The organism is Bifidobacterium cebidarum (assembly GCF_009193305.1).
GTDB classification, from domain to species: domain Bacteria; phylum Actinomycetota; class Actinomycetes; order Actinomycetales; family Bifidobacteriaceae; genus Bifidobacterium; species Bifidobacterium cebidarum.
The window spans coordinates 16,790-30,255 of record NZ_WBVS01000003.1 but is presented as its reverse complement, the minus strand read 5'-3'; the positions used below and the strand labels follow the sequence as shown (position 1 = coordinate 30,255).

Annotated in this window: 12 protein-coding genes and 1 tRNA gene; 9 read left to right on the top strand and 4 right to left on the bottom strand. The window is 57.9% G+C overall.

The window, feature by feature from the left end; translation table 11 throughout:
- Positions 1–108 precede the first annotated feature (108 nt).
- The 3 genes from glgC to F7D08_RS03745 form a co-directional block, all read right to left on the bottom strand.
- Positions 109–1,353 (bottom strand): glucose-1-phosphate adenylyltransferase, encoded by a 1,245-nt coding sequence (gene glgC / locus F7D08_RS03755; protein ID WP_100494097.1) that lies wholly within the window; start codon positions 1,351–1,353, stop codon positions 109–111.
- Positions 1,354–1,563: 210 nt separating this feature from the next.
- Positions 1,564–2,445 (bottom strand): TrmH family RNA methyltransferase, encoded by an 882-nt coding sequence (locus F7D08_RS03750; protein ID WP_152209360.1) that lies wholly within the window; start codon positions 2,443–2,445, stop codon positions 1,564–1,566.
- A gap of 91 nt (positions 2,446–2,536) precedes the next feature.
- Positions 2,537–2,624, bottom strand: a tRNA-Leu gene (locus F7D08_RS03745).
- A 96-nt stretch (positions 2,625–2,720) separates the two neighbouring features.
- Between F7D08_RS03745 and F7D08_RS03740 the strand changes: the two genes are divergently transcribed.
- The 6 genes from F7D08_RS03740 to era all read left to right on the top strand — a co-directional run bounded on the left by F7D08_RS03740 (position 2,721) and on the right by era (position 8,080).
- Positions 2,721–3,518 (top strand): 16S rRNA (uracil(1498)-N(3))-methyltransferase, encoded by a 798-nt coding sequence (locus F7D08_RS03740; RefSeq protein ID WP_152209359.1) that lies wholly within the window; start codon positions 2,721–2,723, stop codon positions 3,516–3,518.
- 63 nt (positions 3,519–3,581) lie between these two features.
- Positions 3,582–3,920 (top strand): histidine triad nucleotide-binding protein, encoded by a 339-nt coding sequence (locus F7D08_RS03735; protein WP_152209358.1) that lies wholly within the window; start codon positions 3,582–3,584, stop codon positions 3,918–3,920.
- 12 nt (positions 3,921–3,932) lie between these two features.
- A complete protein-coding gene (locus F7D08_RS03730; protein ID WP_152209357.1) occupies positions 3,933–5,084 on the top strand; it encodes a PhoH family protein in 1,152 nt (383 codons plus the stop codon).
- The gene (gene ybeY, locus F7D08_RS03725) at positions 5,081–5,632 is read left to right on the top strand and encodes an rRNA maturation RNase YbeY (RefSeq protein WP_100494093.1); all 552 of its coding nucleotides are present in this window, start codon (positions 5,081–5,083) and stop codon (positions 5,630–5,632) included. The genes F7D08_RS03730 and ybeY overlap by 4 nt, the downstream gene beginning before the upstream one ends.
- A 26-nt stretch (positions 5,633–5,658) precedes the next feature.
- Positions 5,659–7,086: a hemolysin family protein gene (locus F7D08_RS03720; RefSeq protein ID WP_152209356.1), complete on the top strand. Its 1,428-nt coding sequence runs from the start codon at positions 5,659–5,661 to the stop codon at positions 7,084–7,086.
- A 1-nt stretch (position 7,087) separates the two neighbouring features.
- Positions 7,088–8,080 (top strand): GTPase Era, encoded by a 993-nt coding sequence (era, locus tag F7D08_RS03715; protein ID WP_152209355.1) that lies wholly within the window; start codon positions 7,088–7,090, stop codon positions 8,078–8,080.
- A 164-nt stretch (positions 8,081–8,244) separates the two neighbouring features.
- Here era and F7D08_RS03710 read toward each other — a convergent pair whose 3' ends face one another.
- Positions 8,245–10,281, bottom strand: coding sequence for an AMP-dependent synthetase/ligase (locus tag F7D08_RS03710; protein ID WP_152209354.1), 2,037 nt, complete (start codon positions 10,279–10,281; stop codon positions 8,245–8,247).
- Between the two features lie 224 nt (positions 10,282–10,505).
- On the opposite strand from F7D08_RS03710, the gene F7D08_RS03705 reads away from it, so the two are divergent.
- From F7D08_RS03705 to F7D08_RS03695, 3 genes are read left to right on the top strand one after another with little or no spacing between them, the layout of a single operon-like run.
- Positions 10,506–11,651 (top strand): Rossmann-fold NAD(P)-binding domain-containing protein, encoded by a 1,146-nt coding sequence (locus tag F7D08_RS03705; RefSeq protein WP_152209353.1) that lies wholly within the window; start codon positions 10,506–10,508, stop codon positions 11,649–11,651.
- Between the two features lie 22 nt (positions 11,652–11,673).
- Positions 11,674–11,979, top strand: coding sequence for an NAD(P) transhydrogenase subunit alpha (locus F7D08_RS03700; RefSeq protein WP_033890970.1), 306 nt, complete (start codon positions 11,674–11,676; stop codon positions 11,977–11,979).
- On the top strand, positions 11,979–13,403 hold the full coding sequence (locus tag F7D08_RS03695) for an NAD(P)(+) transhydrogenase (Re/Si-specific) subunit beta (RefSeq protein ID WP_152209352.1): 1,425 nt from the start codon (positions 11,979–11,981) through the stop codon (positions 13,401–13,403). Before F7D08_RS03700 ends, F7D08_RS03695 begins: the two co-directional genes overlap by 1 nt.
- Positions 13,404–13,466: the final 63 nt, after the last annotated feature.

Genomic DNA, 13,466 nt, shown 5'->3' with positions numbered 1-13,466 from the left:
CCCTCCACGCGACGAGGGGAACCTCATGATGGACGCCCCCATTCGTGAGCGGTTATGGAAAACCCCGCAGCCAAAAGGTTGCGGGGTTTTCCATAATCATGCCGTCAATCAATCATCAACGATGGTGTTCTTCGGCACCACGGTGATACCGTCCGGCGTGACGGTGAAGCCACGGGCCAGATCATGCTCGGTATCAATGCCGACCGTGGAGTTTTCGGTGAGCACCACGTTCTTATCGAGAATGGCCTTGTACACGCGTGCGCGACGGTTGATGACCACGCCGTCGAAGAGCACGGAGTCAACGATCTGAGCCCAGGAATGGATGCGAACGTTGGGGGAGAGCACGGAGTGGTGCACTTCGCCGCCGGAAACGATCACGCCGGGGGAGACGATGGAATCCGTGGCGTGGCCCAGACGGTCGCGACCGGCGTGCACGAACTTGGCCGGTGGCAGGTTACCGGACATCGTGTAAATCGGCCAATCCTGGTTGTACAGGTTGAACTCCGGCACATAGGCAATCAGATCCATGTGCGCATCATAGAACTGTTTGATGGTACCCACATCGCGCCAGTATGCGTGGTCGGTGGCGGTGGAGCCTGGAATCTCGTTGGAGTTGAAGTCGTAGACGCCGGCTTCGTTGCGGGAAGCGAAGTACGGGGCGATATCGCCACCCATATCGTGCTTGGTATCGGCGGCCTTCTCATCGAGGGCCAGTGCTTCGAACAGCGCCTTGGTGTTGGCCACGTAGTTGCCCATGGAGGCGAGGATCTGGTTCGGATTATCCGGCAGACCGGTGGTGGTGGTCGGCTTCTCCTGGAAGTTCTTGATCATATTCGGGTGTTCCGGATCGACTCCGATAACGCCGAACTGGTTGGACTGTTCGATGGGCTGGCGGATACCGGCGACGGTGAACTCGGCACCGGACTCAATGTGCTGCTGCACCATCTGCTCGAAGTCCATGCGGTAGACGTGATCGGCACCCACGATCACCACGATGTCAGGCTGTACGTCTTCGATGATGTTGATGGTCTGATAGATGGCGTCGGCGGAGCCGAGGTACCAGTGCTTGCCGAGACGCTGCTGGGCCGGCACTGGGGACACGTAGGAGCCCAGCAGCGGAGAGAAGCGCCAGACCTGGGAAATGTGACGGTCAAGGGAATGCGACTTGTACTGGGTGAGCACAACTACCTGACGGTAGCCGGAGTTGACCAGATTGCTCAACGGAAAATCAATCAAACGGTATACGCCGCCGAACGGAACGGCAGGCTTTGCGCGATCTCGGGTTAACGGCATCAGGCGGGTCCCCTCGCCGCCTGCAAGCACAATTGACAGAATCTTAGGATTCTTGGCCATCGCTACTGTCCTCTCTTGTTCTAAAGCGTCTTTCGACACCGTACTGCTTGGCCAAACGCTTCGTTGCATTTGGTTTACACAGTTAATAATTGCAGAAAAAAACGAACACGCAAGGCTATCGCTTCCGCGTGCCGTGAACTTGTGATGAATAGTTGTGCGAATTTGTACGATACCAGTGGATTTTGCCCAAAAACGTCCAGACAGAAAGCTTCAGTGGCGTGTCGCGTAGAATGCCACGGCGCTGGAGGCGGCCACGTTCAGGCTGTCGACGCCATGGCTCATTGGAATCTTCACCGTAAGGTCTGCACGGGCGATGGTGTGGTGTGACAGGCCGTCGCCTTCGGTGCCGAAAATCAGGGCAAGCTTGCCGATGTACGCAGGATCGCTGGCCGGTGCATGAAGACGACGAGTAAGCTCGTCCAACGAGATGGAACGATCTTCCAGAGCCATGGCAACCGTGGTAAAGCCCAGGGCCTTCAGCTCGTCGATGCCGCGGAACGGCCAATAATGCTTGTCTTCCGTGCCGTCTTCGTTGAAGCCTGTGATACGCGTCCACGGAATCTGAAATACCGTGCCCATCGACACGCGTGCGGCTCGGCGATACAGCGGGTCCCCGCATGAGGGAGTGACCAGCACGGCATCGACATCGAGCGCGGCGGCTGAACGCATCAGTGCGCCGACGTTGGTGTGATCGACGATATTCTCCATGACGGCCACCCGTGTGGCGTTTTTGCAGACCTCTGCCACGGTGGGCAACGGCCAACGCCGCATTGCGCATAATGCGCCACGATGCAGGCGGTAACCGGTTAAACGTTTCAGCTGTTCGGCAGAGGCCACATATACGGGGATTTCCTCGCCCCAATGTGCATCGATGAATGCGAACGTGTCGCTCATGCCTTCCAGCCATGCCTCTTCGACCAGTAGAGACAGCGGTTCACGCCCAGCGGCCAACGCGCGGTCGATGACTTTCGGGGACTCGGCGATGAACATGCCTTTCGCTGGTTCGAGTCGGTTGCGCAACTGCATTTCGGTCAGGCTGACATAGGCTTCGACGCGCGGATCATCGACGGTTTGGAGCGTAACGAACTGCATGATGCCCTTTCATGGCTACGTATGACTGTGATTGGAATCAGTATTGCGGCAGATACTGAAAAACCCCTTGCAATGCAAGGGGTTTGTTCTGTGCCCGAGACGGGACTTGAACCCGTACGCCTGTATAAAATAGGCACTAGCACCTCAAGCTAGCGCGTCTACCATTCCGCCACCCGGGCAGGTGTCGTTTGGACAACGAGTAAGTACTTTAGCATGAAATTACGTGGATGCAATTTGAGCGTGTCCTTCGGCGTGTCGCGTGTAGCCTAGAAGTCATGACTGATGCGTTATTCCTATTCGATCCGACCGTTGACGACGTACCGGTGAACAGTGATGAGCTGCATGCCGGCTGGAAGCTGACGTTGCCTGCGCATATCAAGCGTCATGCCGTTCAGGCCATGCGGCTGAAGTCCGGTGATGGGCTGCAGCTTTCAGATGGCGACGGTCTTCGCATCCATGCGGTGATGGCAGACCCTGAAGCCGGACTTGCCGAGGTTGACGAAGTCTGGCGTGAGCCTGAGCCGGTGACGAGGCTCGCTCTGATTCAGGCGTTGGCAAAAACGGGCCATGATGAACAGGCCATCGATATGGCCACCCAGATCGGCGTCGATCAGGTTGTGCCATGGCAGGCCGACCGTTCCATCGCCAAGTGGAAGGCCGGCCGGACCGATAAAAAATGGTCGGCCGTGCTGACCGCGGCCACTGAGCAGTCTCGTCGCGCGTTCAAGCCCCGATTGGAGGAATGCGTTTCCAGCAAGCAGGTGGTGGCTATTTGCCGTAGGGCTTGCGTGCATGGCGATTTGGTGGTGGTGCTCCATCAGGACGCCACCGATACATGGAATGGCGTGGAGGCCAAGGTCGCGCAACTGATGGAACGCAGTCTCGCGGACGGCAAACCACGCACCGTGAACGTGGTGGTCGGGCCTGAAGGCGGCATCAGCGAGCAGGAAGTGGAGGAATTCACCCAAGCCGGAGCGATTAGCTGCGTGCTGGGCGGCAATATCCTGCGTGCCGCCACAGCCGGCCCGGTTGCGTTGTCATTGCTGTCCCGAGCGTTGGGCCGTTACGAATAACGGGACCTGGCCCCGCGCTAAGCTGATGGCTAGCACAACAACCGAAGAAAGATGAGGAATACGATGAGCGAATCCAGCGACTGCTTGTTCTGCAAGATCATCGCAGGTGAGATTCCCAGCACCAAGGTTTATGAGGACGACACCACATACGCCTTCAAGGACATCAACCCGAAAGCCAAGGTGCATGTGCTGATTGTGCCGAAGAAGCATTACGCCAATGTCGCAGAGCTTGCCGCCGCTGATCCCGAGGAGCTGGCCCATATCGTTGCCATCGCCCAGCACATCGCGGATGAAGAATTCCATGGAGCATACCGCTTGGTGTTCAACACTGGTCTGGATGCAGGTCAGACGGTCTTCCATGTGCACGCCCATGTGCTCACCGGTGAAAAGCTCGACGAATAGGATTCGCTTTTCGTGGCAACAACTACACGTACCATTACCGTCCCCTCCCAATTGGACCCGGTGGCCGTGTTTGGCCCGGTCGACGAGGTCATTCGTGAGGTGGAGCGTGCGTTCCCTGAATTGACCATCATCGTGCGCGGCAATCGCGTGGCGATCGTATCGAGGTCCAAGCAGACCGAGTCCCAGGCGGCGCAGGCAGAGGATCTGATCCATACGCTTATCCAGGCGGCGTACACCGCGCCCATGGATGCCGACACCGTGCGCCGTATGCTCGACCAGAACGTACTGAAGAACCATGTGCGTCTTGAGCATCCTGGTCACGGACCTACTCATGACAGGCTGGTGCAGTCCACGGCACTTGAACGCACCCACGCTCGTTCGACCGGCGCACATGATTCGCTCTATCGCAAACCCACGGTTCCCGGCGTGATCACATTCGCGGCCGGGGTTCCCGTACGGGCCAAGACGGCTGGCCAGATAGCATATGTGAGTGCAATCGAATCGCATACTATCACCTTCGGCATTGGACCGGCAGGCACCGGTAAGACGTATCTTGCGGTGGCCAAGGCCGTGCGCGCATTCCAAGACAAGCAGATTCGGCGCATCATCCTGACCCGTCCCGCCGTGGAAGCGGGGGAGAAGCTCGGCTTCCTGCCTGGAACGTTGAATGATAAGGTCGATCCGTATCTTCGCCCGCTTTACGATGCTTTGGGCGATATGTTGGGAACGGACCAGCTGAAGCGCCTGATGGACGACAACACCATCGAGGTCGCGCCTCTCGCCTATATGCGCGGCCGTACGTTGAACGATGCATTCGTGATTCTCGACGAGGCGCAGAACACCACGGAACAGCAGATGAAGATGTTCCTCACTCGTCTGGGATTCAATACCAGAATGGTGATCACCGGCGATATCACGCAGGTCGATCTCGCCGTGCCACGTTCAGGGCTTGCCACGATTGAGCGCATTCTCGAAGGCATTGATGACATCGCCTTCGTGCATCTCAATACCGAAGATGTGGTGCGCCACCAGTTGGTGGGTAGGATCGTTGCGGCATATGACCGCCATGCCGCCATAGCCGGCGACCATCGGGCGATGGAACGAGAGCATCGTCACGGCGGGCGAGCGAACAAGTCGGAAACTCCAAGCGAGGAAACTGAATGAGCGTTGACGTTACCAACGAAACACCATGGAACATCGATCCCAAAGTGTTCTCCGATCTGGGCATTTGGGTTCTTGACCAGATGAGGGTGAGCACGCAGTCCGATCTGACGATCATGTTCGTCGACCCGGACCCTATCGCCGAGCTTCATATGCGCTGGATGAATCTCGAAGGTCCGACCGATGTGATGAGCTTCCCTATGGATGAGCTTCGCCCCGGCGATGGCAAAACCGTGATGGAAGGCGTTCTGGGGGATATCGTCATCTGCCCGTGGGTCGCGGCGCAGCAGGCTGCGGCGGCCGGTCACAGCACGATGCAGGAGATGCTGTTGCTCACCATCCATGGCATCCTTCATCTGCTTGGTTACGATCATGTGACGCCGGATCAGGAACGCCAGATGTTCGGCCTGCAGCGCCAGCTGTTGCTCACGTTCTTCGCGTTGCGCCAGGATGCCAACGTGCAGGCCACATTGCCTGCCGGCACTCCGGATGCCCTTGCGCTATATGATGCCTCCCACGGTACCGGCCGTGACCTGAACGCCAAACAATAATATTCTTAAGGACAGCACCTACCATCATGGAGTATCTCAGTACCACGGTCATTTCCCTCACCGTCATCCTCGTTCTGGTCGCAGGCGTCTTCGTATGGCTTTCACTGACCATGGCCGCCGCCGAGGGCGCGGTGGCCCGTGTGACCCGCGCAAGCCTCAACAACCTCATCCTGGAAGTGCAAACCGACTCTGAGGCGAGCCAGTTCCTCAAGATGAAGAAGATTGACAAGATTCATAGGGTGCAGCGCCTGATCGCCAATCGTTACGCCACGGCGGGAAGCTGCGCGTTCTTCCGCATCACCTGCAATGTGCTGGATGGCGTACTGGTCTGCTCGATCACTTCGCTGTGGGGGGCTCCATTATGGGCAAGCCTGCTCACGGGATTCCTATTTGCCATCATCGTGGCAGTGGTTTCCGTGCTGGTACGCCCTCGGACCGCCGGTATGGCCAAACCGGTGGATATTATGCTCGCCCATTCGCGTATCGTCTCCTTGGGCTGCAAACTCACCCCGTTCTCCCGTATCGGTTCGGAGAAAAGCGGCAAAGCGCAAGGGCGTAAGTCCAAGGACTCCGATCTCTCCGATGACGAGGAACTGGAGAAAATCCAACTCGAGCAGGGTAAAGCGGCCATCGACCGACTGGTGGAATCCAATGATTTCGATCCCGAAGTCTCGGAGATGCTGCGCAATGTGCTTACTCTTTCCGATACGCTGACCCGTGAGATCATGGTGCCGCGTACCGACATGATCTGCATGGAACGCGACACTACGCTAGCCTCGGCATTGAAGCTGTTCTCCCGCTCCGGTTTCTCCCGAGTGCCGGTAATCGGCGAGGATGTGGATGATCTGATCGGCGTCGCATATCTGAAGGATGCTGTCCGGGCCACGGCGTTCAATCCCGCGGCATTGAATCGCGAGGTGGAATCCATTGTGCGACAGCCGCTCCTGGTGCCGGAATCCAAGCCGGTGGATGATTTGTTCCACGAGATGCAGCGCTCCCGTCAGCATGTGGCCGTCGTGGTGGACGAATATGGCGGCATCGCCGGCATGGTGACCATCGAGGATACGCTCGAGCAGATTGTGGGTGAACTCGAGGACGAGCATGACCGCACCCAACGTAGCGAGCCGGAGAAGATCGGCGACAACAAGTGGAAGATGCCGGCGCGCACTCCTATCGCCGATCTTGAGGAGATCTTCGAAATCGATATCGATGAGGATGATGTCGATACGGTGTACGGTCTGCTCACCAAACTCCTGGGCCGTGTGCCAATCGTAGGCGCCTCCGCAGTGACTCGAGGGTTGCGGCTGACTGCAGTTGATTCTGCGGGACGCCGCAAGAAGGTCTCCACGATTGTGGTGGAACCGGCACACGTCGAGGGCGGCGAGGAAGATGGCAAGACCAGCGATGAAAGCGGCGAATCCGCCGACGATGAGCAGACCGCCAGCAAGGAGTGAGATGAGCGATCAGAACAACACAGCCAATGCCGCCGAGCCAGCACAGCAGGATGTACCGTACCGTTCCGGCTTCGTAGCGGTGGTGGGCCGCCCGAACGTTGGCAAATCAACACTGATCAACGCACTTATCGGCAAGCAGATCGCTATTGCATCCTCCCGACCGGAAACCACGCGTAAAGCCATCCGTGGCATCCTGACCACCGACCATGCGCAGCTGGTGCTGGTGGATACGCCCGGCATCCACCGTCCACGCACGTTGCTTGGCCAGCGTCTAAACGACGTGGTGGAGGAATCCCTGTCCGATGTGGATGAGGTGGCTTTCCTGTTGCCAGCCGATCAGGAGATCGGCCCTGGCGACAAACGCATCCTTTCCCGCTTGCGTTCTGATTTCGCGACGAAGCGTGATGATGGCACGTTCGCTTGGAAGGTTCCGCTGATCGCCATCGTGACCAAGATTGATGAACTGAACCGTACCGAACTGATCAACAAGCTCATGGAAATCAACGCATTCGCTGATTTCGCGGATATCGTACCCGTGAGTGCTCTGGAGCATGACAATCTGGCCGAAGTCAAGAATGTGCTGATTGAGCATATGCCCGAAGGCCCGCAGATGTATCCCGATGATCAGATCAGCGAGGAGCGTCCGGAAGAAACCATCGCTGAGCTGATCCGTGGCACGTTCCTTGAGGCGTTGGATGACGAGCTTCCGCATTCCCTGGCCGTGGTGGTTGATTCCATCGATTATCCGGAAGACAATGAAACCGGCGTCGGCTATGACGGCAAGGCACAGGTTCACGTATCTATCTATGTGGAGCGTGATTCCCAGAAGCCGATCATCATCGGCAAGGGTGCCTCGAACCTGACGTATGTCAAGAAGAAGCTGCGCACGCCGGTCAACCGCATCGTAGGGCAGAAGGCCAAGCTCGACCTTCACGTCAAGGTTGCTAAGGGCTGGCAGTCTGATCCTAAGCAGTTGGAGAAGCTCGGCTTCTAGCCAACTGCTTAGGATCACTCGCAGTTTCGGAATCGGCTTTGCCGATGCTGTTTCTGGCTCCCCTCGTTGAGGGGAGCCTTTACATATATGCAGATATGAGCGCAAATATGTAAGAAGGCTTCCTCGTGGGAGGAAGCCTTCATTGTTAGATGTGTCAGTAATTGTCACTTCTTGCGGGCCACGTACATCTGGGTGTTGAGCAGGGTGGTGTAACGCTTGATGACCTTCGGGCGAATCACCTTCATGGAGGCGGTCATCAGACCGTTCTCCTGGGTGAATTCCTCCGGCAGAATGATGAATTTGCGCACGGATTCAGCACGGGAAACGCCTTCGTTGGCCTGATCGACCCACTTCTGCACTTCGGCGCGAACCGCGGCGTTTTGTGCGGCGTCCTCCATGGACATGTTCTCATCCAAGCCCTTGGAGGCCAGCCACGGGCGTAGGGAATCCTCATCCAAGGTGATCAGCGCGGAGATGAATGGGCGCTTATCACCGAGCACCAGCGCCTGGGAGACAATCTCGCAGCGTTGAATGACTTCCTCGATCGGACCGGGGGAGACGTTCTTGCCGCCTGCGGTGATGATGAGGTCCTTCTTACGGCCGGTGATGTACAGGAAGCCGTCATTGTCGATGCGTCCCAGATCGCCGGTGGCGTACCAGCCGTCCTCAGTGAAGGATAGTTCGGTGGCTTCATCGTTCTTGTGGTAGCGCGGGAACACTGCGCGACCCTTGACCTGAATCTCACCGTCTTCGGCAATGCGCAGGGAGAAACCGGGGAATGCGATGCCCACGGAACCAGCGTGGAACGGCGTGCCCAGCGGGTTGAACGCGCACGGAGCGGTGGTTTCGGTCAAACCGTAGCCTTCGTACACCGGCACACCGGCACCGCGGAAGAAGGCCAGAAGATCGGGATCCAACGGGGCGCCGCCGGCCACAATCCACTTGGCGCGGCCGCCCAGCACCTCACGCAGCGAGGAATAGACCACCGGGTCGAACGCCGCACGCTTGGTGCGGGTCAACGCGCCAGCCTTGCCGTTGGCGGAGATTTCCTTCATATAGTCCTGTGCCGCCACCACAGCGGAGGCGAACACCACGCCCTTTGGACCATGCCCTGCCTTCTGGGATGCGGCGTTGTACACCTTCTCCAACACGCGCGGCACCACAATCATGATGGACGGCTTAGCCACCTGCAGATCGGAGATCAGCGTCTTGATGCCCTGGGCGATATAGATGTGGATATTGGAAGCCACCACAATGTAGTTGATGGCGCGGGCAAAGGAATGGGCTTGCGGCAGGAACAGCAGAATTGTGTTCTTCTTGTCATGCAGCAGTTCCGGCATGTAGTTCGGCAGGTTCAGAGCGGTCTGGCAGTAGTGCTCGTGGGTCATCTCCACGCCCTTCGGCGCAGCAGTCGAACCGGAAGTGTACACAATCGAGCACAGATCAGTCTTCTTGATGGAGTCGATACGCTCGTCCAGTTCGGCATCAGAGACCCCGGCACCATATGCCTTGATTTCATCCAGACCGCCGTTGTCGATGCACACGATGTGCTCAAGTGAGGGACATTCCTCGACGGCGCCATCGGCCTTATCGCGCATATCGGTAGTCTGCACGATAAGCAGTCGCGCGTCGGAATTGTTCACGATGTTGCGAATCTGCTCAGCGGAATCAGTGTCATAGATGGTAGCCAGCACGCCGCCGCAAGCCATGACTGCGGCATCAGTCAAATCCCATTCATAGGAGGTGCGGCACATGAAGGCCACACCGTCGCCCTTCTTCAAGCCGTAGTGCAGCAGGCCCTTAGCTACGGCACGCACCTCGGCGAGGAATTCATTGGCGGTGACGGTCGTCCACTCATTGCCGGACTTGTAGGTATAGAGCGGCTCATCACCCATACGTTCGGCGCGGTCAGCATAGAGATCGTAAATGGAAGTACCCTCATCCAGTTCAGGGTTGCCTTCGGTCGTTGTGGTCAACAATCCGGTTTCAGGGTCGATTTCGGTAGTGGTCAGATGGCCGTCGTCCCAATCGTCGGTGTGAGGCAATTCGATATTCGACTCAACCGGCACATCGGAGTTGGAGAGGTAATCCGGCTCGTCCGGAGTGTCGTCATGAACCGGATGAACGAAGTCGGATCCAAGCCTCAGCGCCTTACGGGTGAGGTCAATGGTGTGCTGCGTGAAGGAATTGATAACCGACAATTCTTGCTCCTGCTATACATTTCAATGCCGTTGCGGCATGGCAAAACCATGCCAAACGCTTCTCAAAGTTCAAATTGTAATCATGCAAGACGAACTCGTCACCTTACGCAACCGTAGGAAAACCCTACGCAACCGTAAGAAATAAACGCCTTTCTTCGCGATTTGCGGTTACACTTACGAGTTGGATAACCATTTCCATTCAAAGTAGAACAGAAAGGGCTCTCATGGCGCAAAACCAAGAAGCCACCGTGGTCTTCGGCGTTTTGAATGAAACGTCTGAAACGGAATCTCGCGTTGCACTGACGCCGGATATCGTTACACGACTGAAGAGGAGCGGTGTTTCCTCGATTATTGAATCCGGTGCCGGCATAGCCGCCGAATACACCGATGAAGATTATGAGAAGGCCGGCGCGAAGGTCGCCGATCGTGCAAGTGTACTTGCCGAGGCCGATGCGCTCGGCTTTGTGGATAGGCCATCTGCTGAGACTGTGGCGTCGTTGAAACCGGGGCAGTGGGTTATTGGCATGCTCGGCTCCTTCACCGATGCTGATTATGTTGCCTCGCTCGAACAGGCCGGACTGGTTGGCATCGGCATCGAAAAGCTGCCGCGCAAGCTATCCAGCGCACAGTCGATGGATGAGATGACCTCCCAGAACTCAGTGATGGGTTACAAGGCCGCTATTGCGGCCGCTGATGCCTATGGTTCGTTCCTTCCGATGATGACCACCGCCGCAGGCACGATCCGCCCGGCCAAGGCTCTGGTGCTGGGCGCCGGTATCGCTGGTCTGCAGGCCATCGGTACGTTGCGCCGCCTCGGTGCCGTGGTGACCGCTTACGATGTGCGCCCGGCATCTCAGGGTGAAGTCGAGTCCCTTGGTGCCAAATTCCTCGATCTCGGTCTCGATTTTTCCAAGGGCCAGGGCGAGGGCGGTTATGCCCGTGCACTGACCGCTGAGGAACAGGCTCAGCAGCAGGCCGCGGTTGACGAGAAGGCCGCAGGCTTCGACATCATCATCACCACTGCTAAGGTTCCCGGTCGCAAACCTCCGGTACTACTTACCGCAGCCGGTGTCAATGGACTGCACCGTGGCGCTGTCGTGGTGGACTGCGCGGCTTCCGAACTAGGCGGCAATGTTGAGGGCTCCGTAATAGGGGAGCAGGTCACTGAAGGTGGTGTCAAGCTGATTGGTGCTCCATACCTTGCTTCTGGAGTGGCAACCACCGCATCCAACCTGCTGTCTCGCAATGTTGCGGATATTCTCGTGCACTTCATTCGCGATGGCAAACTCGGCCAGGATCTGAGCGAAGAGCTGGACAACGCTCTGGTGGTTGCCGGTCGCGCTGAAGAGCCGGCTGCGAAGTCCGAGTGAGCCAAGGAAGAAGGAAATTATCATGCCTACACTCGTTGTATCCATCACGCTATTCGTGCTTGCACTGCTCATCGGCATTGAGGTCATCGGCAAAGTGCCGGCAACCCTGCACACGCCGTTGATGTCGGGCGCCAACTCCATTCACGGCATCGTCATTGTCGGTGTAGTCATCGTGGCGGCTGAAGCCAACAGCCCGCTGGCCTACGTGTTCATCTTCCTCGCCGCCGTGCTCGGCACGATGAACGTGGTTGGTGGTTATGTGGTCACCGACCGCATGCTGGAGATGTTCAAGTCCAATAAGAACGAGAAGAAGGGAGAGTCGAAGTAATGACCTCCGCAACCGTGGGAACCATTGACATCGTTGCATGGTTCGTATACCTGTTCTCTGCCGTCATGTTCGTGGTCGGCCTGCACTTCATGAACTCGCCGAAGACCGCGCGTAAGGGCAACCAGATTTCCGCGTTCGGCATGGTCGTCGCCGTGCTTATGGCGTTCATAGTGCTCTTCGCCAAGGGATTCGTGAACATTGTGGCCGTAGTGGTGCTTGTCGTCGGCATTCTGATCGGCGCTGTGGCCGGTGTGGTCTCCGCCAAGAAGGTCAAGATGACCGACATGCCGCAGCTGGTCTCCGTGTTCAACACCGTGGGTGGCGGTGCTGCAGCCCTCGTGGCGCTGAACGATATCCTCACCAAGGATGGCACTCCGGACATCGTGGTGCTCATCACCGCCGGCCTTGGTATTCTGATCGGCTCCGTGACCTTCACTGGCTCGTTGATTGCAGCCGGCAAGCTCCAGGGCATCAAGTGGGTCAAGAAACTGGCTCTGCCGGGCAAAGGCGTGTGGAACATCCTGTTCGCCGTGCTGTCCATTGCTTCCCTGGTCATGCTGTGCGTACAGCCTGAACAGCGGCTGATCTGGTCAATCCTGACCACCGTGTTCGCCCTGTGCTACGGCCTCGTCTTCGTCATCCCGATCGGCGGCGCTGATATGCCGGTCGTGATTTCCGTGCTCAACGCCTGCACCGGTACCGCAGTGGCCATGTCCGGTCTCGCCATCGACAACGTGGCTTTGATTGTGGCCGGCGCACTGGTCGGCTCCGCTGGCGTGACCCTGTCCATCCTGATGGCCCAAGCCATGAACCGTCCGCTGATTTCCGTGCTTGCCGGTGGCTTCGGTGGTGGCTCCGGTGCCGCTGCTGCCGGTGACGGCCCTGAAGGCACGATGAAGGAAACCACGCCTGACGATCTGGCTGTCCAGCTCGTCTACGCCGAAAAGGTCATCTTCGTACCGGGCTTCGGCTTGGCTCAGGCCCAGGCCCAGCGAGAGCTCGCCGACCTCGGCGAACTGCTCAAGAACCATGGTGTCGAAGTCTCCTACGCCATTCACCCGGTGGCAGGCCGCATGCCCGGCCACATGAACGTGCTCTTGGCGGAGGCCAATGTGCCGTATGAGGAACTCGTCGATCTCGATGAGATCAATCCGCAGTTCCCGCAGGCTAACGTGGCCTTGGTCGTTGGTGCAAACGACGTGACCAATCCTGCTGCACGCCGCCCAGGCACCCCGGTCTCCGGTATGCCGATTCTCGACGTCGACAAGGCCCAGAACGTCGTGGTCATGAAGCGTGGCCGCGGCATGGGTTACGCCGGCATCCAGAACGAGCTCTACTTCGAGGACAACACGCAGATGCTGTTCGGCGACGCGAAGAAGAGTTTGCAAGCCGTCATCGCCGCCGTCAAGGAATTGTTGGCCTGATGGAGTGTCCTCGTCGTTGCTCTTCGGTCGACGTACCATCGTACGCCTTCCCTCAGTGCGCCT